We start from the raw sequence: 22,928 nt of genomic DNA, 5'->3' as shown, positions 1-22,928 counted from the left end.
ATTAGTTTCTGTTATGACGTTGTAAAACCCTGATTTGTTTCTCCATCACCATCGTCTTCTTCTGAAGGAGCTCATTTTCTTTTTTAAGCTGAATCATGTATAACGTCAATTCCTCAACTTTTTCCAGCAGTTTAGCATCCATCTTGCCAACATCCATACCTTCTCTGACAACTTGCTCTGCCGAAGGAATACCTGGCAGATGTTGATTTTCCTTTACATATTTTTCAACCTGGTTTAGACTCCTCAATTTATAGGAACTTCCAAATACTTTATCGGACCAGTCGCCAGTTGTCTTGATGGCCACTTTAACCTTCTCTGTCAGAATTCCTTCGGATACGTACAAACGATAGCCAACGGGTGTTTGCTGAATACCAGATCCAATAATGACCCCCCCCTCATTAGTATTTTGTAGGTTGTTACTTTCTAGCTTCCACAAGCCTGCATCCTCAGCAGCTACTCTCGCCCCACTGCCCGTTGTACTACCCAATACAACATCTCCTTGAGCATTAACTGTCAAGAATTTTGTTTGATTTAATAAAGTTGTAGAATTAACATTTGTAAGCTTGGTGAAGCGAAGCCCGCTCTGACCAGTTGCTGAAGCTGTGATTTCGAGCTTAGCATTAGGAGCGGTATTACCAATACCTACATTGACACCATTACCAAGAATTAATACATTGCTGGCAGTTACCTGAGCATTAGCACCTATAGCTGCAGCATTAGTAAGACTAGACGCGGAAGTAGGCACACCTGCTCCATTTCCAAGAAATGTATTAAAACTGCCACTACGATTTTCAAGGCCAGCGCTTGGCCCTAAAAAAACATTATTACTACCATCAATATTATTATAGCCAGTCTGAGACCCTAAAAATAAATTTGTGTTTCCTGACTGATTGGATAAACCAGCACTATTACCTAAAAATGTATTATTCGTACCCGTTACATTATAATAACCAGTTTGTGTACCCAAAAATAGATTATTATTACCCGATTGATTTTGATTACCAGCCTGTGTCCCAATAAATACATTTAACATACCATTAATATTCTTAACTCCAGAGTTGGAACCGATAAAGGTATTATTACTACCATCAGCATTTGCCATGCCACTCCCAACTCCTAAAAAAGTGTTACCTACTCCTACATTATTTGATGAACCAGTCATAAAACCTATAAAAAGATTAGACTGTCCAGAGGTATTGCTGTACCCTGCCCTTGTCCCAATAAAAGTATTTTGGTAGCCGACATTGTTCTGATATCCAGTAAGATAGCCAATAAATGTATTACTAGAAGCGGAGACATTCGATTGGCCTGAATTGGTTCCTAAAAAAGTGTTTTCTATTCCATCTTTGTTCGCTATTCCTGCTTTGGCTCCAACAAAAGTATTACCGTTACCCAAAGTATTAGCGGAGCCACTGAGAGAACCAATAAATACGTTCAAATTACCTGACGAGTTACTTCCGCCAGCATCTGACCCCAAAAAAGTATTATCTGAGCCGTTCAAGTTGGCATAACCAGCACCTGATCCATAAAATGCATTATTATTTCCAGTTGCATTAAAATAACCAGACCGATAGCCACTGAAAACATTGTTGTACCCAATATTATTTGTGTATCCAGCTCCGGAGCCAATAAAAGTATTGTTATTACCAGTTGTATTACTATAGCCGGAACCATAACCAACAAAAGCATTGTTTTGGCCCCCTGTATTCTGGTTTCCTGCAGAAGCGCCTAAAAATGCATTCTGTGTACCAGACATATTTACAATACCTGTCCCTCTCCCAATAAATAAGTTACTGGCTCCACTCATATTAAGATTGCCAGCACCAACACCTACAAGCGTATTGTCAGAACCAGGAGCAGCAGATGAAGGAGTGGTTGCCACATAATTGCTTTGAGAATACACTTTTGTTATTGTCAATAACAGCAATAGTGCCGTTGTTAGTAATATTCCTTTCATAATCCCCAAAATTATATGTTTATACAATCAAACTTATAGTAGCAATAATTATACCGTTTGGCATTAATTTCTACATTATTTGACCAAACATGCAAATAAATTAAAATTAGCCAACATACTGTAAATTCAACTCTTATTCGTAAGATTAGTCAAAAATCCAAACAATTACTAAGGAATCGTCAAACAGTCATTCAATATAACAAGTTTCCATATAATCAAAGTCAACATTAAACAACCTATATATCAGCAATTTCTTGAAATATGCCATTTATAAATGAACAAGTCAGTGTACAAACTTATGCTAAAGATGTCATTGAATACACAAATATGTCCAACTTATCATATAATTTGATTAACGTCAAAGGCCCGTTAAGCGACAATTCTTGCCAAGAAAGGCAGATCATGCCAAAAAATAGTTGGAAATTCTCCTATGCTAAAGATAGCGTAGAAACTACCGGCAATGTAAAGTCAAATAGAATTCATATAGAAGGCATCTCGAACTATATACCTAATCATCCGCAATACATAGATGTACGTAATTACGGAGCAAAAGGTAATGGCGTAACAGATGATACACAAGCCTTTCAGAAAGCTATTGACTATGCTAACACTTCAGGTATAAAGTTAGTAATGGTCTCAAGAGGCAATTACAAAATAACCAATACAATAATTGTAAGAAGTGGAGTTACTCTTCAAGGTGCCCCTAAAATTCCCTTCAAAGCTAACTTTGCAATGGACTTTGCCTTAATATCAGTAAAAACACAGCAAGGAAATATAAAAAAATCTGTCTTTGTAATAGAGATGGGAGCTGGAATTAAAGGGTTTTCATTTTACTGGCCTGATCAAATGAAAACGGCAAAAATACCCATACCTTATGGTTGGGCTATTACAACAACAGGGAAGCAATCAGGGGCAGATAATATACAAATTGAAGATATTATGCTAACGAATTGCTACAATGGTATAAATGTAGACTTTGGTGGACAACTTAATGTTAGAAATATCTTTGGGCAAACTTTTAATATAGGTATTCGTCTAGACAGACTATACGATGTAAGCCGGCTTGAAAACGTTCATTTTTGGGACTTTTGGGCCAATGAAGGGAGCAAAGCAAAATCATACATTCAGATAAACGGAAAGGCGGTAGTAATTGGGCGAGTAGACGGATTACAAGGTACAAATATTTTTGCGTATGGGCATAAAAATGTCTTAAATTTTGTCGATTTTGGTTATGGATCTGCTTGGGGGCAGTTTAGTAATGTTACAGCAGATGTTTGTTATATTCCTATTCAAATTGACAAAGTAAATATAGTTCAGTTAATCAATGTTAATGGAACAATTTGGGACAAAAAAACTGGCAAAAGTTTTATAGAAACAGGCACAAATATTATAGGCGAAGTTAGTATTACAAATTTAAACGCTTATCTACCTCAAACAGTTATTAACATAAGTTCAACTAGCGGAGTTTTTAAGTTAACAAATATAACTGCGAGAAAAAGAGGATTAGATCAATTTGATGTTTTTCAGTATAAAATAATTAATCAATCAACAGCAAAAGTCTTCATTGATGAAGCCGATTATAACGAAGTTTCTGGTATTGTTCAGATTGGCACTCATATAAAATTTTCATCTGATGAGGACATTACAGCATCTATTGAAAATTTTTCTTCTCCATACAAGTGGAATAATAATTCAGGTCGTGTAACACCTATTCAGAATGGAAGTAGATTTGTCCTAAACGGTAAAATAGAAGTAGCTAGGATTCCAGTACCACTATTTATTAGTAATAATGCGGGTGTATACATAATAGAGTGTGATATAAAGCTCAATAATCCTGAGAATTTAAATGCAGATGGGCAATTTTACCTGCGGTTAACTGACTTTACCATCAATGATGTCATATTACCAGGAAATCCCTTAAACGGTTTTTTTACAGAAAAAACACATCTTCGTATTCCCTTTATTGTTCGCAAATCTGGACTATACTTTGATTTTGTATTTGGCAACAATAGTAATATTAAAGAAAGCAGTATGGATATTAGTAATTTAAAAATTTATCATATGGATACTTACAAAACTACGCGTTCACTAATTGATTGGTTACATGTTAAGCAACCTAATGCATTAAACTTACCTCTACCGAAGGTATTAAAGTAATCAAATACTAAATATTTAATAAATATTTAGTATTTGAAACTGAAACTTATTTACTTAAACGAAGCCGGGTAATTAAGTATAATGACACCAACAAAAAAATAGTAATATAGAAACCCCAAAAACCAGCAGAAACTGTTAGATAGGATATGAAAGCAGAATATATTATTACACTGCTAGCTTTTATTACATTACCTTGATCTGCGTACTTTTTTGTCAAAATATCAAGTCGTCTTTGAATATATCCCCAAGCAAACCCAAATATTATTACGCCTATGATTCCAAAGTTCAAATACATCTCACCAAACATACCCATTCTTAACCCCGGATGAGTTGTAGCATCTAAACCTGCTGTATTTACAGTAATTTTGCCAATTCCATAAGTATCTCTAATAGAATAAACAGAAGATGGTATAAAAGACAAGAAAGCAGCTAAATAACTTAGTCCCCAATAATGTTCTCTATTCCAATAACCAAGAACCCAACTAAAATCACGTATATCAGAAAATGTATTGCCATAAAAAATCTCAGGCAAAAAAGATTGCAGAGCAGTATCTAGATTTAAGTCATATCCATTGCTACTGTTTCTAATAAAAGCTAATGCCATTACTAAGATGAGTGTAGCGAAAACGATGCCTAATATTTTGACAATGGGAACATAACCTTTCTTTCGATATATCACATATAATACTCCGAAGCTTAGCCCTTCCAATATTAAAGGAGCGCGCACACCCAAAAAAAGCCCTAATAAAATAAGAGTTGATAATAAAAATTTGTCCATGTTTGCTCTATACTGTAATACTCTAGTTGAAGTCATAATAAAAACGACATCAAAAGTAGATAATATAAAGGTATATATTGGACCATATTGTGGATTCAACATAAAAAACTCTCTAGGATTTTTTACTAAACCGGCTAAAAATATAAAGATTACAAAGCCTAGTAATAAAAAAATATAACTAATTGTAAAAACTCTTGACACTTTTGAATTTTCCGTTACAGCTACAAAATATCTTCCTAAAGTAGAAGAAAATAAGACTATAATTCCTTCTAAAGCAGTGAATGGTCGGAAATTGTCATATATATACTTGCCCAAATATGCAGCAGTAAACCCTATAATTGTAACTATATAAGCTTCATTTGTAGCTTTTTCTATAGTATATAAGTTACTGGGTCCCCATACAGCCCAAACGTTTAATATAGAACTGCTAAATGGATACATTATTAATATTGGTATAAAAAACACTAAAAAAAGATTGAAATGCCAATAGTCTATATAAGCATTTGTTTTTTTGTATTGTCTATACCAACTAAAAAGGAAATATACAATCAATATAGCATCTAGGGAGAGAAGCCAAGGGTTAAATTTAATTATACCATCAAACGCTTCTACCATAACTTGATACTTAATTAAAAATTTTTGTACTTAGGATGACTTTTATATAATTTTTCATTAGTAAAATAGATATATCAAAAAGTATTATTCATTATAAATGTCATTACGTTTCATAAATCAATATAATAAGATTTACTTTCACTAGCGTTAACATATTGTATCCCTATATACGATATATAACCTAATAATTTTTAGATTATATGCCATTGAACCTAATAGCATATAATCTAGCTACAGATGGGCTACAATTGCGAATTGCAAATATTCCATATCAGATATATATTTAAAAAAAATAAAATTTAGAATATTAAAGTTCTTATAACCTTTGATATTTATTTCCTTTATAGAATTAATACCTTCAATTTTATCTACTTTGTAGCCTGCTTCTATAAACATTCTTTCGCTACTTTTTTTGGTAAAAAATCGCAAATGCGTTTTATCAAAAATTCCTGCATCTACATAATTAAAATCCTTCTGAATTAAAATATGATACATTGCATCAAAGTACCTCAAATTTGGTATAGAACATATTATGATTCCATTGGGTGAAAGATACTTTTTACACAACTGGAGAGCGTCAAAGGGACTTACCAGATGTTCCAAAACATCATTGAAAAATATACAATCAAATTTTTGATTGAGAAGATCAATATTTTCATCAAAAAAAGTATTAAAAACTTTATTCAAAACTAACCTCGCTTTCTCAGATGATTTTTTATCTGGTTCAATTCCCCAAACCTCACAATTGAATTTTTCCCTAATGGAGCTTCCAAATGCGCCACTACTACAACCAACATCTAAAATATATTTCACATTTTGAGGTATGTATTTCAACATTTCATGCCTTTCATGAGCGTAATAGCTTTCATTTTTCGCATCGTATTCTTTCTTTAACATAGTCTTCTGTAGTAAAAAAATGCATTTTAAACAACTGTTCTGCTGTATCAAGTATAAATAAGAATACTCGATACGTTATATTAAATAAAAAAAGCACTACTATGCAAATTTTTTATTCAACTATTGTAATAATAAATGACAGTAAGTTTTTATCACTAACAATAGCTTAATACATAATCTGCACGAAATGGCTAATTAAATAATAAAACGTTACACTAAAAGCAAGTTGAAATCTTATAATTTGCTCTCAGATGATTTGAAAACTGAAGGAACTTCTATAGGCCTTTCGGTTCTATCAATCCTTCTTATAATATCCGCTAATTTCATAGCAGATTGGTGCCAATTAAACTTAGATATTTGTTCATATCCTCTCCTAATCAGTTCTGTTCGCATTTGGTCATTGCTTAATATGCTAAGCAGACCATCACGAATACTAATTGTATCATAAGGATCTACATAAACGCTTGCTTCTCCGCATACTTCAGGTAAACTAGTTGTGTTTGAAACCAAAGTTGGACAACCACAAGCCATTGCTTCCAAAGGTGGAATTCCGAAACCCTCAAAGAATGAGGGGTAAGCGAAGACAAGCGCATGTTGATATAACTCCACTAACTCACTATCTTGTATATAACCTGTAAATACAATTTGCTTGTTACCACCAACTTCTTCTTTAATATTGCTATCAGCAAATACTTTATGTTCTGAACCAACAATGACGAGCTTAGTATCCATTAGATTACAGGCCTTGAAAGCTCTAATCAACCCTATAAAGTTTTTACGTGGGTCAATTGATGACACAGCTAGAACATATTTCCCATATGGATTTAAAGACGATAAAGGAGGAGGATTAAGAAAATTATTTGATACACTAGGGTAGACAATATCTATTTCAGATTGAGGCACACCAAAATATTTAACAATGTCATTTTTAGAACTATTGCTGATAGTGATAACTCTTTTTGCTCTAATAGCCGCTCTAGGTATAAAAAAATTATATAAAGTAGAAAATTTAGTTGAAAACCATTCAGGATGTAAATGAAAAGATAAATCTAAAATTGACACTAAATTGTTTGAATAAAATATAGGAGCTAAATTACAAAGATTTATTAACAAAGGATTCCCGTAACGACGTAGTATTATAGGCAGTTCAATTTGTTCCCAAATGATTCCTTTTCTTATCTTACCAACAACTTGCACATTTAACTCCTTTGCAATGTCTGGATGAATTATATTGTTAGGAGCAATCAATACAAGATTTGGAAGCAATTTTTTAAGCTCTCTGCATAATTCAATAGCAAATCTTTGTGTACCAGTTATTGGTTGAGTTAAAAACCGAGCATTAACAACAACTAAATTTTCCATAATCTATTTATTTAATTAACAAATATAACAATAAGGATGTCATTTTGTGCTCTTTCATAAGATAGGTTATTGATTTAAATCATTCAGTAATTTTATCTCGATAAGAATAGTCTTACTCTATCCATTATCGATCTATAGAGATATTGGTTATTAGACATTAATCCTAACTTTAACCACAAACGGTAATTCTCCCAAACTGCCTTTGGGTTGTGTGAAGCTCCACCTTCACGAAAATTAGCTAAAACGTTCTCAATTAGTATAAATTTAACTCCAAATTTTTTCAATCGTAGCATAAATTCATAATCACCTGTATATTGATACGATTCATCAAAAGGACCATATTTTTCGTAATAAAACTTTGGTACGAAACAAGTAGGGTGTTCAATCATTTTTTTATCAAGTTGGCTTACGTTTGTACATTGCAAGCCAACAAGTAAAGTATCTTTATATGTGCGCTGAATACCGTGGTAAACAGCCGGACCGTGAGTATTATAGGCGTCAACTACTATCTGCACCGCCGTTAAATCATACCAATCATCACTGTTAATGATACCAATCAGTTCTCCTTTAGCCATAGCAATTCCTTTATTCATGGCATTATATATACCCGTATCTGGCTCAGATAGGTACCGGACTTTATTTGGATGAATAATACTATATTTCTTTACAATGCTTAGTGTATCGTCTGTCGATTTTCCATCTATCAAGATATATTCTATATTACTATATGTCTGTTCCAAAACAGATTTAATCGTTTGTTCAATAGTGTTTTCGCTATTATAACACACGGTAATAATAGTAACAGTTTTCATAATTCAAAAAGAGTTATTATAATAACATAGTTAAATATTCTACTGTTTCTTAATTTACTTAGAATACTATATCCAAGGTAGATTACCAAGTCCTATACTTCTACGTTTTAAAATATATTCATATTTATAACGAAGCCAATGAAAATAATTACTATTATATTTAACACCTGTTGAACCACTATACCCTTCTATACGTGGCAATGTTATAAGTGGTTTATATACATAATCATGAGCAATAGCAGTTAGAGCAGCTTTACATAAAATATGTTCAAAAAAAACACCTTTACTATCATCTACAATGTTTTTGTACGGCAATAAATATTCAGGCAAAAACGATGTAGTAAAGCCAAAAAATCGAGAGTCGCAAAAAGAAAGATTCCACTTGAAATCAACTAATATATTTACATTAGACTGTACAAAATAATCATTCAAAAAAGTTGAAAAATTAATTAATTTATTTCTCCCTGTCACCTTAAATATAAATTCAGAATCTTTTATGAATTTAGAATTTAAGTAAGCATACTCTAAACAATTTAGTTCACCGTAGCCTTTACCAAGGCTTTTATCGTAATCGTTTCCATTAAAACTTAAAATCTCTATGGAATTACTATATAATTCATTCTCAAAGTAGGGAGATAGATCAGTATTTGTATTTTCAACAAATACGATAGGGACCTTAGCAACTTCAATCCAAAATCGGATTGAATCAATATATTGGCTTTTACGCACATTAGCATCCTGCAACTTCGTAAATGCCATATTATCTGGATTTACAGTACCAGTCAATATAATTACTACTTTTTTGTTCATTCAGTTTGTAATGATTTAATTTCCAGAGATTACTAGTATCTTTAAAAAATCATAGTCTATGTTTCAGTCTAGGTAAGATAACAGTCGAATATATTTTCATAAGTATCTTTCTACAAAAAATTCCTATGAATAATAAAAAAACTCCACTAGACAAACAGGACAAAAGTAGTATAATTACAATATTACTAAACTCTTTTCCTGACGTCTGATTCTCCACATATAAAACCAAAGATAAAGTTAGTATTAGTGATAAAAATAGAGGTGAAAAAATACGCCTTGTGTAATCTTTTAACGTTAACCCAACCCTTTTTAAACCAAAGTATAGCACATACCAATTTAAAGTCATTAATTTAGAGACTAATGTAGCTAATGCAATACCAATTAAACCATAATAATTTCCAAGAAAATATCCTAAAATCACAGTTAACATACCAGCCCATAAAGTCCATTTGTTGAATGGCCATGAACCTGTATTCCAAACAAAGTTACCTGCAACCGAATGTTGAACTTCTAAAAAAGTAGTTATACCGAAAATGGCAGATAATGTATAACCTAAAAAATGTTCTGGTCCGATCCATAAAGTTATAATATTTTTACCACATGATAGTTGAATTATGATAAGGACGCCCACCATTGATAAGCAAATAAGTATCGTATTAACAAATAAATCCTGTAGACCACTCAGCTTATTTTGTATATAACTTTTAGCAATAAATGGACCTATCGATTGATTCATCACTAGGGCTATAGCTGCTATATAAGTAAATATCTGTTGATTAATAGCATAATCAGACACTTTATCTGCTCCAACAACAATAGATACAATAAATATATTACCTTGACTAATTAGCCATCCACCTAATTGATTTATTACTAATGGAGCAGATTGACTATATATTTGTTTTGCTATATTAAATTTAACAAGTTCTTTCCAATGGTTTTCATTCTTGAAAATATTTCTATGCTTTACATAAAATGCAAAATGTAGAGTTACCAGTTGCCCCAAGTTTTGTAACATAAAGCTAAGTGATACTAAAACTATAGAATGGTAATAAGGCAAAAAAATAAGAAGTATAGCAAAATATATAATTTGTGCTATACTTCTTATTATACTATCAGTACCAACTTCACGATAACCAATTAGCATCGAAGCTGGAACGTTTGACAACAAATTAAATATAATTCCAATTACGTAAATTAAAAAAGCAATTTTCAGATTAAAGATATTTGTCTTTTCGTAGTAAACTGTTAGATAAATAATAAATACGCCAACTCCCGCTAGTACTAAAATAGTAAAAAATGAGAATAAAGCCGTAATATATATTTGTTTTATCGAATACGACGCTAAGTTTTTAATTGATCCTTCACTTTTAGATAAAGCGTTTGAATTATCAATGTAGGCAATCAGGCGAGATATAGTCTGCACAAGACCTAAATCTGCCATTTGCAAAAATGCGCCGAATGAATAAAATATATACCAAAAATTTAACTCTTCTTTATTGAGGTTATTAAATAATAGTGGAGTTTGTATTATCCCAATACCTATTGTAAGTGCAAATCTTATCCATGAGAAAGAAATACCTTGCAAAAGTTTTTTCAAATCCATTATTTTCTCCTCATAGTTTGACTACAGTTAGATGTTTTTTTCTAGTTTTAATAGAAAAAAACATCTAACATTATGATTTATTATGAAAATATAATATTCAGATAAAATTTCACAATGGTTTTACAAGTAATTATTAATGAGGTTATTTTATCGAAAAATTCATTATGTAAAAATCAATAACCTACTAAAGATTTAACATGGATATATAAAGAATAAAGTGCTGAGTTTTTTTCTTTATATATCCATGTTACCTACTCGACCTTCAACCATCATTTTAGCCACATCTTCCATTATATAACGAGCTTCCCATTTCAATTTATTTTTGGCCTTATCTGGATTGGCATGTCCTTCAGCAATATCAGTTGGACGAAAGAAAGTAGAATCAGTACGAACATGTTCCTCCCAATTCAAATTAACACTTGCGAATACAATGCGAATAAAATCTCGCAATTTATTTGTTTTACCTGTTGCAATAACATAGTCATCAGCTTGATTTTGCTGAAGCATGAGCCACATAGCTTCTACATAATCTGGTGCCCAGCCCCAATCACGAGCAATATCAATATTACCTAACGTGAGAATTTCCTTGTTACCATTAGCAATACGACAAGCTGTTGCAACAATCTTTTGTGTAACGAAACGCTCAGGTCGTAGCGGAGATTCATGATTGAAAAGAATACCCGTACTTGCATGCAATTGATAAGCTTCCCGATAATTGGCTACCTGCCAGAAGGCAGCGGCCTTAGCAACTCCGTATGGGCTACGCGGTCGAAAAGGCGTATTTTCATCTGCTTCTACATTCCCTGTATCACCAAAACACTCACTTGAACCCGCATTGTAAAAACGAATAGATTGCCCAGTGAAACGAATAGCTTCTAAAAGATTAAGCGTTCCAACACTGATACTTTCTAATGTTTCAACAGGTTGTTCAAAAGAAAGTCCAACAGAGCTTTGTCCAGCTAAATTGTAAATTTCATCTGGTTTTGTACGCTGTAGGGTTTGCAGAACAGAGCGAAAGTCGTTGATACTAATTGATACGGTTTCTACCTTTTCTCGAATGCCCAGCCTTTTTAAACTACTGAACGAAGCCATTTGGGCATCACGTGATCCTCCAAATACTTTGTATCCTTTTTCTAATAATAGTTTAGCCAGGTACGCACCATCCTGCCCTGATACACCACATATTAACGCTGTCTTCACGAGATCAATTTTATGAGTTAAGAATGAATCGCCGTGTTCCACAAACAAGAAATCCTAGAATAATTCCAGCGATGCTAAAACCTAATATTATAAAGGTCCTTTTAGGCGCACTTTTTTTCAGAGGTACCCGAGCCGGCTCCAAGACTTTAAATACTGGTGATTCTTCAGATACTTTAATTTTTGCCTGTTCAAGCTGTCTAGAGAGTTCATTGACAAGATTCTGAGTTAGCAGAAAGTCTGCCTGAAGTCGCTGTTCTTCAATTTTTGCTGTATTCAGATACAGGCTGCGATTTTTATCCCGATAGTTGGATAGAGCATATTCGGCCTTTTGATACCGATCTTTTGCTTCTTCTACTTGATGGGTTAAAAAACGAACTTGGCTCCTGGTTTTCTCTGTTCGATAACTCGAAATGTAATTAGTCAAATATTCTAGAGACAAACGAGCTACTATGGCTGCTACGACTGGATCAGGCATAGTAGCCGCTACAGTAATGACCCCGTTTTTTTTGTCGTACGTTGCTAATACGGCATTATGTATCTGATTAATAAAAATTTCTTGCTTTTTCGTGATCTGTAATGTCTTACTCTGATTTTTCGGATCAGGCAATGGGCTTTCCTGAACACTATCAGAACTTAACAAGCTTCCCAATAACGATTGCTTATTTTGCTCTTCAATAAAAGTTTGTAAGGAAGTTTCTTTGCCCAAAAGTTGCGAATAAACGGATTGCTGTAAAAGTTGAAGTGCAAATGGAACACTTTGTAGCACATCCGGATATATATCCGGCCGAATAGCATCCATATTACCACCCGCGGCACTGCTGATATCAATTCCAGCCAAACCAGCTAACGATCCCAATCCTCCTAATCCTCCAGCTTTAGATTGAATTTCTGGCATAACCGTTACCTGCACATTATACTGGTCAGGCTTCGAAAAAGCATACACAACCCCAATAATTAGCATAATCAGCCCACTTATGATAACTGTCCTGCGGCTACTTTTCAAAAATTGGACAATATCACTCAACCGAATTTCAATTTCATCGGGATCAGATTGGTTATTAGGTGATATGGCTTGTGTAGTAGACATGGCAGTTAGGACTACTTTCTTAGGTTGATAATGACCGACGTAGCAGTGGCTGCCAGTGTGCCAATGAGCGAAAGAATACCAACACGTTCAATTGGGCTTAAGCGATTACTATCTATTGGTTTAAATGGAATAACGACCGTTGACCCTGGCTCGACACGGGGCCGTGATGTAAAAAATAAGAATCGGCGGGTGCGAGCCTTACGACCGTTTGGATAGTTTACATAGGCTTTGCTTATTCGGGCGTTATCCGTAAAGCCACCTGCTTCACTGATGTAGTCGTCAAATTTATAATCCGCTTTGTAGCTGATCGATGATGGGTTCAGAACTCCCCCCTGAATAGTAACTACCTCAGACCTTCGTGGAATCAATAACGTATCACCGTCCTGAAGTAATAGATTTTCTTCAACGCCCGGATCAGCAATAAGATTGCGCAAATCATTTCCAATCAATTGTCCCTGCCGTCGGAATTGGGCACCGGCCATATAAGCTTCTGGCTTTAAGCCTCCTGCCCGCTTAATAATATCGCCGATACGTTCCTGCCGGTTAAAGATGACATAGGTACCAGGTTGCATAACCTCTCCATAAATATTTACCTGACGCTGTGCCTCATAGTTAATCGACGTACGGACATAAACAATATCAAATGGTTGAAGTCGAAATTCAGCCGACTTATCAGAATTACCTTCTACTGTCGTAATCTGCAAATTTCGGTCTACAGAAAAGCGGTGTATCTCTTGCGTAGTGGTACGGACGCCAGCAGAGTCCTGACGAATGCGCCGAGCTACCTCAATTAAGTTGGGCTTAGCTCCTTCCTGAAAACCACCGGCATAGGCAATCAGGTCAGCAACACTCATATTCGTGATGAACTCAACTGTATCAGGCTTGTTTACGGCTCCTTCGATGGTAACGTAGTACTTCTCTCGCAAATCCTGAATGGATAAGATAGTCAGGCTATCCTGCCGCATAAGTGGGACATCCGCAATTTCACCCCGCATAAGTTTGCCTAAGTCAAACGATACGTTTTCTCTATCCAGATCGGACCGTTCACGAATAATAGTCGCGCGGTTCATAAAAGCATCTTTACGAAGACCTTCCGCCCGACTGATAAGTTGACGGACTGTTTCTAAACCGGGTTCTAGTGAATAATCACCGGGCCGCATGATTGCCCCTGCAATTTGAATCCGGTTTTCATAACGTTCCAAAATTTTTCCAACTTCGTACTTATCACCCCGTTGTGGCACGAAGCTAGCTATTTGGTCTTCAGTAATTGTTACAATTCGACGTTCACGGGCCGTATTGCGCCGAAGTGTAATGGATGCTCGATAGGCATCATCGGCAAACCCCCCGGCAAAACTCATTACTGTCTTTAGAGTTTCTCCCGGTAATACTTCAAAAATAGCGGGCCGGCGTACCTGTCCAGTCAGTTCAACGTGGGTTTCGTAATCAGCTACCCGGATAACGTCCTGGTCCTGTAGCCGGATATTGTCCCGCTGATCAGCTTTCAAAATAAAATCGTATAAGTCAAGTGTCCTGACAACGCGATTACCCCGAACAACATTGATTTTTCGGAATGATCCTGTCTCCGGGTTGGGACCACCTGCCAGATAAAGAGCATTTAATACAGATCCAAGGGATGAGATTGTATAAGTTCCCGGTCTAACCACTTCGCCAACCAGAATGACTTGGATACTTCGAATATTAGTCAAGCTTACATTGGCACTGGTTCCACTTCCCGGCTTGCCTAAGCCTTGATAGCCCCCTTGCCGTAACCGGGAAATAATACGCTGTTCAGCTTGTTCAATAGTGAGTCCGCTAACAAAGATCGGAGCTAAATCAGGCACTTTTACGGCTCCATCCGGGCTTACCTTTAATTGAAATGCGCCCGTTGATGCACCAGAAATATCAATACTAATTTCGTCGTCCGGCCCTACTACATAATTACGGGGTGTAGCAATACGCAAGTTTGGCTCAAATGACAATTTGGCATTTTCGAATAGTGATGCGCCAAAAACCTTAAGCTTACGGCTGGTATCTCTGCGCATCGTATCCGGCGAAAGCGAATCTATGCGCATCGAAAGATTAGATGGGAGAGATCGGCCCCTAGAACTTTCAGATGGCTGTTGATTTTGCGGTAAGGATGTTGATGTACGCATCTGAGTCATACGCTTTCGCATCTTGGCAATATCATCAAGGGTATACCCCTGCGACATTGCCGCCTGCTCAATTTGAACTTCGCTAAGGCCGCTGGCCTGCGCTTTCTTGTAGAAGTTCTGTACGTCTTCATCACTCAACTGATCAACCCGCGAGCGGGGTTGTTGAGCGATTACCGAATATGGTCCTGTCAGCAAAAAAAACAGGATAACAACTTGATAGGGACGAATACGGTGGATGAAATGTGACAATTTGTCCTTAATAAACATAAACAATGGCTATTGGGCCAAAATTTGAATTGCAAAAGTAACAGATTCCTGTCAAAACTACGTTCCCATACAATAATGAGTATCTATCAATAGGACTCTTAGGTTGTAGTAACGCTGTAATGCACTAAATTTGCAAAAAAAAGTCGGTTGATCAGTTAATACGAGGCCGTTCGTACGGTCACTCGTATATAGTATCTAAACTAACGATTACACAGACGGCCCCTTGTTGACTGTTACGGTAGACTAAACCGTTGACGGCTAATTACTAACGATAAGATGATTAAGCTCATAGCTAAATTTTTCGGAACAAAATCCCAACGGGACATTAAGGAGCTGTTTCCTTATGTTGAGATGGTGAATACCGAATTTGCCCAATTAAAAGATCTTTCCAACGACGAACTACGTCGTGTTTCAGCCGAACTCAAAGCTCAGATCGCTCACGAACTGGCTGATATTGATGCTCAACTTGCCGACCTTAATGAACATGCCGGTCGCCCTGATGTAGATGTCAATGAGAAAGAACAAATCTTCGACAAGATTGACAAACTCGAAGCTGATCGCAATACGGAATTAGAACGCGTTCTCCTCGATATTCTGCCCCGCGCTTTCGCGGTTGTGAAGGAAACGGCCCGCCGGTACACCGAAAATGACTACCTGACAGTTTCGGCTACTGACTTTGACCGTGAAATCGCTACCCGCAAGAAAAACGTTGTCATTGAGGGAGACCAGGCTCACTGGGCCAATGTTTGGGATGCTGCCGGTACACCCGTTAAATGGGATATGGTGCATTATGACGTCCAGATTATTGGTGGCGTTGTGCTCCACCAGGGTAAAATTGCGGAGATGGCTACGGGCGAAGGGAAAACTCTCGTTGCTACGTTTCCAGCCTTTCTTAATGGGCTGGCTGGCCGGGGAGTGCATATTGTAACGGTCAACGACTATCTGGCTAAGCGTGACTCGGAGTGGATGGCTCCATTATTTGAGTTTCACGGAATGCTGGTGGATTGCATTGATAAACACCAGCCCAACTCAGAACAGCGTAAAAAAGCCTATCTCGCTGATATTACCTACGGGACTAATAATGAATTCGGCTTTGATTACTTACGCGACAATATGGCTCGCGAAACGGGTGAGCTAGTTCAGCGCAAACACCACTACGCTATGGTGGATGAGGTTGACTCCGTTCTGATTGATGATGCCCGGACACCGCTTATTATTAGTGGACCCGTACCGCGTGGTGATGAACAGGATTATATTGAACTGAAGCCACGCGTATCCCGATTGGTTGAAGCGCAGCGGAAATTGGTTTATGATTATTTGAACGATGCCAAAAAGAAAATAGCGGCTGGCGATGAAAAAGAGGGAGGAGTTTCGTTGTTCCGCGCTTATCGTGGTCTGCCAAAACACAAACCCCTGATTAAGTTTTTGAGCGAAACAGGGAATAAAGCCTTACTGCAGAAAACAGAGTCTATCTATCTGGCCGAAAACCAGAAACAGATGCCTGAAGCAGATGCTCCTTTATATTTTACCATCGACGAGCGGCACAATGGTATAGATCTGACCGAAAAAGGTATTGATTACATTACTGGCTCGGGCGAAGATCCTAACTTTTTCATTCTACCTGATCTGTCAATTGATCTCAATGCCATTGACAAAAACGGTGAGTTCTCGGAGCAGGAGAAAATTCTGAATAAGGAATCTATTGTTCGTGACTATGCTGTTAAAACACAGCGTATCAATACCGTCAACCAGTTATTGAAAGCTTACTGTTTGTTCGAGCGCGACACTGAGTACGTTATCATGGACGGAAAGGTGAAGATTGTGGACGAGCAAACGGGCCGGATTATGGAAGGTCGCCGGTGGTCGGATGGATTACACCAAGCCGTAGAAGCGAAGGAGAATGTGAAGGTCGAAGACGCCACGCAGACTTACGCAACGGTTACGCTCCAGAATTATTTCCGTATGTATCATAAGCGGGCTGGTATGACGGGTACGGCGGAAACCGAAGCCTCTGAATTCTGGCAGATTTACAAAATGGACGTGGTCGTGATCCCGACAAACCGAGCCATTAGCCGGGCCGACGAAGAAGACAAAGTTTATCGTTCGGTACGCGAAAAATACAACGCTGTTGTTGATGAAATTACCAGTCTAGTTGAAAAAGGCCGGCCAGTGCTTGTGGGTACGACCTCGGTCGAGAACTCCGAATTATTGAGTCGCCTGCTGACTCTTCGCAAAATTCAGCATCAGGTTCTGAATGCTAAACATCACCAACGCGAAGCTGAAATTGTGGCTTCGGCTGGTTTCTCCGGTACAGTTACCATCGCCACTAACATGGCAGGTCGAGGTACAGATATTAAATTGACTCCTGAGTCTAAGGTGGCGGGTGGTCTGGCCATTATCGGTACAGAACGTCACGAGTCGCGCCGGGTAGATCGGCAGTTACGCGGTCGGGCAGGTCGTCAGGGCGACCCCGGAACATCGCAGTTTTTCGTCTCTCTCGAAGATAGCCTGATGCGCTTATTTGGTTCAGAACGCATTGCTAAGGTAATGGATCGGATGGGTCTGGAAGAAGGTGAAGTTATTCAGCACTCGATGATTACGAAGTCCATTGAGCGGGCGCAGAAGAAAGTCGAAGAAAACAACTTCGGCATTCGGAAGCGGCTTCTGGAATATGATGACGTGATGAACTACCAGCGCGAGGCCATTTACAAACGCCGTCGAAATGCACTCTTTGGTGATCGTCTGCCCCTCGACATTGCCAACACAATGTATGATGTGGTTGAAGAAACGGTAAACAATGCTGAAGGCAATTATGAAGAGATAAAACTTCAGTTGCTAACCACGCTCGGGGTATCGCCCGAACTAACCACCGAGGAATTTAATCGCCTGAAAAGGCCCGACCAGATTCGGCGGTTATACGACGAAGCCGAAGTAAATTATCAGGCTAAAAACCAGGCTATCGCTGAGAAAGCATTACCCGTGCTGACGCAGGTATTTACCGATCAGGGGCATCAAATAAAAAACATCGTCGTGCCCTTCTCCGATGGTCTGCACGAGTTGACAGTAGTGTCAGATTTGCGTAAGGCTATTGATTCGGGGGCACGTGAGATCGTGACCGAGATGGAAAAAGCGGTAACGCTGTCGGTAATTGACCAGGAATGGAAAGAACACCTTCGCGAAATGGACGACCTGAAACAGTCGGTACAAAACGCTGTGTTTGAGCAAAAAGACCCGTTGTTGGTGTATAAATTTGAATCTGTTGAGTTATTCAAACGATTCCTCAATAAGGTTAATTTCGACACAATCAGCTTCCTGACTAAAGCTGATATTCCAGCACAGGAGGCCGAAGAAATACAACAGGAAATCCGTCAGGCTCCGGCGCATAAACGTCCTCAGCCTCAGCCAAAGCTCCATACGAATATGGAAGACTTCGATGACGATCATCTTGCCACGGGTCCTGAAGAATATGCCCGGCGCATGGCTCAGAATGACGCGATGGGGGCTGGTGCACCGCCCATGCCCGCGCGTCAGGCTCCGGTACGTGTAGCTAAGTTAGACCGTAACGCACGCGTTAACGTTCAGTATGTCGATGGTTCTGTGAAGCGCGATGTCAAGTTCAAAACTGTCGAAAACGATGTTGTAAGTGGTAAGGCAATGCTCATTGAGTAAAGCCTTGTTAAACCTTACAAAAACGCCCGACGAATTGTATATTCGTCGGGCGTTTTTATGGAGTTGCATGGTGTACTATTTACAGATATGAGCCGTTATCATGGCAAGATGAACAAAGCTTTTTTCCCCCTGTTAGCAGTCGGTTTAGGTGCGTTCTTATCAGCACCTGATCCAATTCGACTTCGCTCTGAATCGCTCCCCTTTACACCAAAAGAATTCTATATTGCTGCTGTTACCGACCAACGCCCTGATAAAGGTCCGGTTGCACGTTTGGTCTTGGCACTTAATCAATCGCCACAACCCGTTGATCTGGAAAGAGGGATAACCAGTAGCTTTCAGCAGTTTATCAACCAGGGATTAAAACAAAATAAGACTTTACGACCCATTGCTATGCGCATTCGTCAATGCCGGGTGAGTGAAACGGCTGTTGGCAATCGTATAACGGGCCAATTTACTTTTGCCGTTACATTTGAACTGCTAGGCAAGGATGATGCAGGTGCTACAACCAGCACCCGCCTGACCGACTATCAGGGTAGTGCCAACTATACTCGACCATTGGACCATCTGGACGTTGTTGAGCCTACAATCCGGCAGGCTGTAGTTTCATCTTTACGAAGCCTGAATGAGTATATGAAGCGCGAGAGTGGCCGAAATGAGAAGTTAGCCAGGAGTCTGCGAATTAACTTTGTTGATGATACTCGAATCACTACAGATGACACGGTTCACTATAATACCGCTCGCAAACTCACCTGGGCCGATTTTCAGGCTCCCCCACGCCGGGGTAGTCATTATGCCGCCGAGGTGTTCACTAGTTTTGCCTATGAAGGCAAGAGTACGGTGAAGGACGGCGTGATTATCCTCAACCTTACAGCGAAAGCATACATGTTAAAATCCTCCTCATGGGCCCGACCTGATGCGCGCAATGACTATGCCCTCAACCACGAACAGCGGCACTTCGATATTGTAAAAATTATCGTTGAGCGGTTTAAACGGAAAATTCAGCCTGATAGCCTGACACTGGAAGATTATAATAGCATCACGCAATATCAGTTTATTGAGTCGTTTCGGGAAATGAGTCAGATGCAAACTCAGTATGACGATGAGACGAATCACAGCATTAATCAGGTCGCTCAGGAACGTTGGAACCAGAAAATTGATGCAGAACTACATACTTTCGGTATAAAGAAATGACTATAGCCGCACAAAGTAGTTCCCCATTTTGGCTCCATTATATAGGTTATCTACTCCTTTTTTCATCTTATTGAATGAAAAAAGTTCGCGTTCTACACGTCAGCACCGCCCACCAGCCTCAGGACCCGCGTGTAGTATTTAAGCAATGTCAGACGCTTACCGAGTCGTACGAAGTGTTCTGTGCTCTACCCCATGCCGATCCAGCCGTTGCACCTGATATTCACTTTATCCGGTTACCCTATTACCGGCGTGTTATCTGGCGAATACTGATTACCTGCCCATTTATTTTGTTTCGCTGCTTATGGTTACGTCCTCAGCTTATCCATGTGTATGTGCCGGAATTTATCCCGTTTGCTTATGTATTCCGACTTTTTGGGGCGCAGATAATTTATGAAGTACAGGAAAACCTGTACAAGAAGATGCACCTGAAAGCAGTTAATAAGGGCTATTTGCTGGAACAGGCATTTCATTGGTTTGATCAACTTGCCCGACGGCACTTCTACCTAATTTTTACTGAGCACGGCTATTTAGACACCTACACTCACCTTGCTAAACCTCATGAGGTGATTTATAACTATCCTTTGCTCACTTTTTTGGAGCCATTTCGAGCACCATATCAACCTAGTAAAGAGCAGCCGTCCTTTTTTTATATAGGCTGGCTCAGTTTCGAGCGGGCGTTCGATACACTAATTGATAGTTTGGCCATATTGAAAACAACATATGCCCAATTTGTTGTTCATCTGTTCGGTCGGCGTACCTTTACGGAAGTTAATTTGGAAAAGCTTCCCAATTTTGCCTGCGTGCGCGATAATCTTCGTTTCTATGGATATAAAGACCAGCGTATTGCTTTTTCTTACGCGGGTGGAGCAACAGCCGGAATTGCCTTATTAAAGCCTATCGGCGACTATCCAGACTCATATACGACAAAATTGTTTGAATATATGGCCCTCGGCCTACCAGTCATTACATCCGACTTTCCGCTTTATCGTGACGTTGTTGAACGACACACTTGCGGTTTTTGCGTTTCGCCTTATGACCCGGTACAGGTAGCAGACGCACTGTTGTATTTGATTGAGCATCCCGACGAAGCCCGTGTTATGGGACAGCTGGGACGTAAGGCCGTTGAGCTGTTTTATAACTGGTCCAGCGAAGCGACTAAACTACTAAGCTTTTACAAACTCGTACTCAGTCAAGAGTAAGCGTGTTAAGGGGCTTATTAAAAATACGATAAATTCAATGCATTGTGGTATTGTTCCAATGTTCAATACCACGTTTTCCCGGAAGGATTTAACTTTAGGCACTAATTCGGGTTATACCTGGGTTAGCCCTACTTATTTGGCCTGATGTATATACATGCAGTAAGCCATTACCTGCCTTCGCAGGTAGTTGGCAATGAACATTTTACCCAGCTTAACGGTCTATCCAGCGACTGGATTGTGGAACGTACGGGCATTGTAGAGCGACGCAAAGCCGCTCCTGATGAAAATACGAATACCATGACGGTTGAAGTTGTTCAACGACTTATGGACAAAGTTGACCTGACCACCGTTGATTTAATCGTAGGGGCTACTTATACACCTTATGATACCATTGTTTCAATCGCTCACGAAGCTCAGCATCATCTCGGCATTCCTGATATTCCGGTTGTCTCAATCTCAACAGCCTGCTCGTCGCTGCTGAATGCTATCGAATTGGTAGAGGGCTACTTTGCCTTGAATAAAGCCAGCCGTGCCTTAGTTATTGTATCAGAGCATAATACGCTTTATTACAACGAACAGGACACCATTTCTGGACATTTATGGGGCGATGGGGCGGCTGCATTGCTTATCACGAAAGAACGGCAAAGCGAAGGTGATTTTACGATAAAAGCATTACTAACCGGCGGAGCAGCTCACACGGCTAAAGCCACTACGGCTGTGATGATGAAACCCGCCAATGGGGGCGTTACGATGCCGCACGGGCGCGATGTATTCATCAACGCCTGTCAGTATATGCCTAAAGCCAGTTTACAAGTGATTGAGCGTTGCGGACTGACTCTAGCCGATGTAGATTATATTTTGCCCCATCAGGCTAATCTCCGCATCTCTCGCAATGTCATGAACACGCTTGGGTTGCCAGAAGAAAAGTTGATTTCCAACATTCAACGATACGGTAATACGGGTTGTGCGGGTTGCGCAATCGCTCTTTCGGAGCAGTGGGATACGTTTAAGAAAGGCCAACGCATTGTCATCACTGTCTTCGGAGGAGGTTATTCATTTGGGGCAATGTTGGTAGAAGTATAAAAAGTAATGAATCAAAACCGCCGTTGTGGTAAGTCGTTTAGTACTAAACGACTTACCACAACGGCGGTTTTGATTCATTACAACA

The 22,928-nt window shown here is 38.6% G+C and carries 15 protein-coding genes; 5 read left to right on the top strand and 10 right to left on the bottom strand.

The window, feature by feature from the left end:
- Window position 1 precedes the first annotated feature (1 nt).
- The gene (locus ACFS25_RS01990) at window positions 2–1,957 is read right to left on the bottom strand and encodes a beta strand repeat-containing protein (protein ID WP_381496727.1); all 1,956 of its coding nucleotides are present in this window, start codon (window positions 1,955–1,957) and stop codon (window positions 2–4) included.
- Between the two features lie 261 nt (window positions 1,958–2,218).
- Between ACFS25_RS01990 and ACFS25_RS01985 the strand changes: the two genes are divergently transcribed.
- On the top strand, window positions 2,219–4,114 hold the full coding sequence (locus tag ACFS25_RS01985) for a glycosyl hydrolase family 28-related protein (RefSeq protein WP_381496726.1): 1,896 nt from the start codon (window positions 2,219–2,221) through the stop codon (window positions 4,112–4,114).
- Window positions 4,115–4,160: 46 nt separating this feature from the next.
- Here ACFS25_RS01985 and ACFS25_RS01980 read toward each other — a convergent pair whose 3' ends face one another.
- The 9 genes from ACFS25_RS01980 to ACFS25_RS01940 all read right to left on the bottom strand — a co-directional run bounded on the left by ACFS25_RS01980 (window position 4,161) and on the right by ACFS25_RS01940 (window position 15,701).
- Complete coding sequence (locus ACFS25_RS01980) at window positions 4,161–5,507, bottom strand: O-antigen polymerase (protein ID WP_381496725.1); 1,347 nt, start codon at window positions 5,505–5,507, stop codon at window positions 4,161–4,163.
- 231 nt (window positions 5,508–5,738) lie between these two features.
- Window positions 5,739–6,404, bottom strand: a complete 666-nt coding sequence (locus ACFS25_RS01975) for a class I SAM-dependent methyltransferase (RefSeq protein ID WP_381496724.1) — start codon at window positions 6,402–6,404, stop codon at window positions 5,739–5,741.
- Window positions 6,405–6,638: 234 nt separating this feature from the next.
- The gene (locus ACFS25_RS01970) at window positions 6,639–7,766 is read right to left on the bottom strand and encodes a glycosyltransferase family 4 protein (protein WP_381496723.1); all 1,128 of its coding nucleotides are present in this window, start codon (window positions 7,764–7,766) and stop codon (window positions 6,639–6,641) included.
- A 92-nt stretch (window positions 7,767–7,858) separates the two neighbouring features.
- The gene (locus ACFS25_RS01965) at window positions 7,859–8,578 is read right to left on the bottom strand and encodes a glycosyltransferase family 2 protein (protein WP_381496722.1); all 720 of its coding nucleotides are present in this window, start codon (window positions 8,576–8,578) and stop codon (window positions 7,859–7,861) included.
- Window positions 8,579–8,644: 66 nt separating this feature from the next.
- Window positions 8,645–9,388, bottom strand: coding sequence for a hypothetical protein (locus ACFS25_RS01960; RefSeq protein ID WP_381496721.1), 744 nt, complete (start codon window positions 9,386–9,388; stop codon window positions 8,645–8,647).
- A 49-nt stretch (window positions 9,389–9,437) separates the two neighbouring features.
- Complete coding sequence (locus ACFS25_RS01955; protein ID WP_381496720.1) at window positions 9,438–10,994, bottom strand: lipopolysaccharide biosynthesis protein; 1,557 nt, start codon at window positions 10,992–10,994, stop codon at window positions 9,438–9,440.
- A gap of 234 nt (window positions 10,995–11,228) precedes the next feature.
- Window positions 11,229–12,194, bottom strand: coding sequence for a GDP-mannose 4,6-dehydratase (locus tag ACFS25_RS01950; protein ID WP_381496719.1), 966 nt, complete (start codon window positions 12,192–12,194; stop codon window positions 11,229–11,231).
- A 10-nt stretch (window positions 12,195–12,204) separates the two neighbouring features.
- Window positions 12,205–13,281: a Wzz/FepE/Etk N-terminal domain-containing protein gene (locus ACFS25_RS01945; protein WP_381496718.1), complete on the bottom strand. Its 1,077-nt coding sequence runs from the start codon at window positions 13,279–13,281 to the stop codon at window positions 12,205–12,207.
- Between the two features lie 11 nt (window positions 13,282–13,292).
- Complete coding sequence (locus ACFS25_RS01940) at window positions 13,293–15,701, bottom strand: SLBB domain-containing protein (RefSeq protein WP_381496717.1); 2,409 nt, start codon at window positions 15,699–15,701, stop codon at window positions 13,293–13,295.
- A 276-nt stretch (window positions 15,702–15,977) separates the two neighbouring features.
- On the opposite strand from ACFS25_RS01940, the gene secA reads away from it, so the two are divergent.
- The 4 genes from secA to ACFS25_RS01920 all read left to right on the top strand — a co-directional run bounded on the left by secA (window position 15,978) and on the right by ACFS25_RS01920 (window position 22,843).
- A complete protein-coding gene (gene secA, locus ACFS25_RS01935; protein WP_381496716.1) occupies window positions 15,978–19,370 on the top strand; it encodes a preprotein translocase subunit SecA in 3,393 nt (1,130 codons plus the stop codon).
- 87 nt (window positions 19,371–19,457) lie between these two features.
- The gene (locus ACFS25_RS01930) at window positions 19,458–20,561 is read left to right on the top strand and encodes a hypothetical protein (protein ID WP_381496715.1); all 1,104 of its coding nucleotides are present in this window, start codon (window positions 19,458–19,460) and stop codon (window positions 20,559–20,561) included.
- 74 nt (window positions 20,562–20,635) lie between these two features.
- A complete protein-coding gene (locus tag ACFS25_RS01925; protein ID WP_381496714.1) occupies window positions 20,636–21,760 on the top strand; it encodes a glycosyltransferase in 1,125 nt (374 codons plus the stop codon).
- Window positions 21,761–21,904: 144 nt separating this feature from the next.
- Complete coding sequence (locus ACFS25_RS01920) at window positions 21,905–22,843, top strand: 3-oxoacyl-ACP synthase III family protein (RefSeq protein WP_381496713.1); 939 nt, start codon at window positions 21,905–21,907, stop codon at window positions 22,841–22,843.
- Window positions 22,844–22,928: the final 85 nt, after the last annotated feature.

The organism is Spirosoma flavum (genome assembly GCF_042686045.1).
In the GTDB taxonomy this organism is placed as follows: domain Bacteria; phylum Bacteroidota; class Bacteroidia; order Cytophagales; family Spirosomataceae; genus Spirosoma; species Spirosoma flavum.
This window is presented reverse-complemented; position numbering and strand designations above follow the sequence as displayed.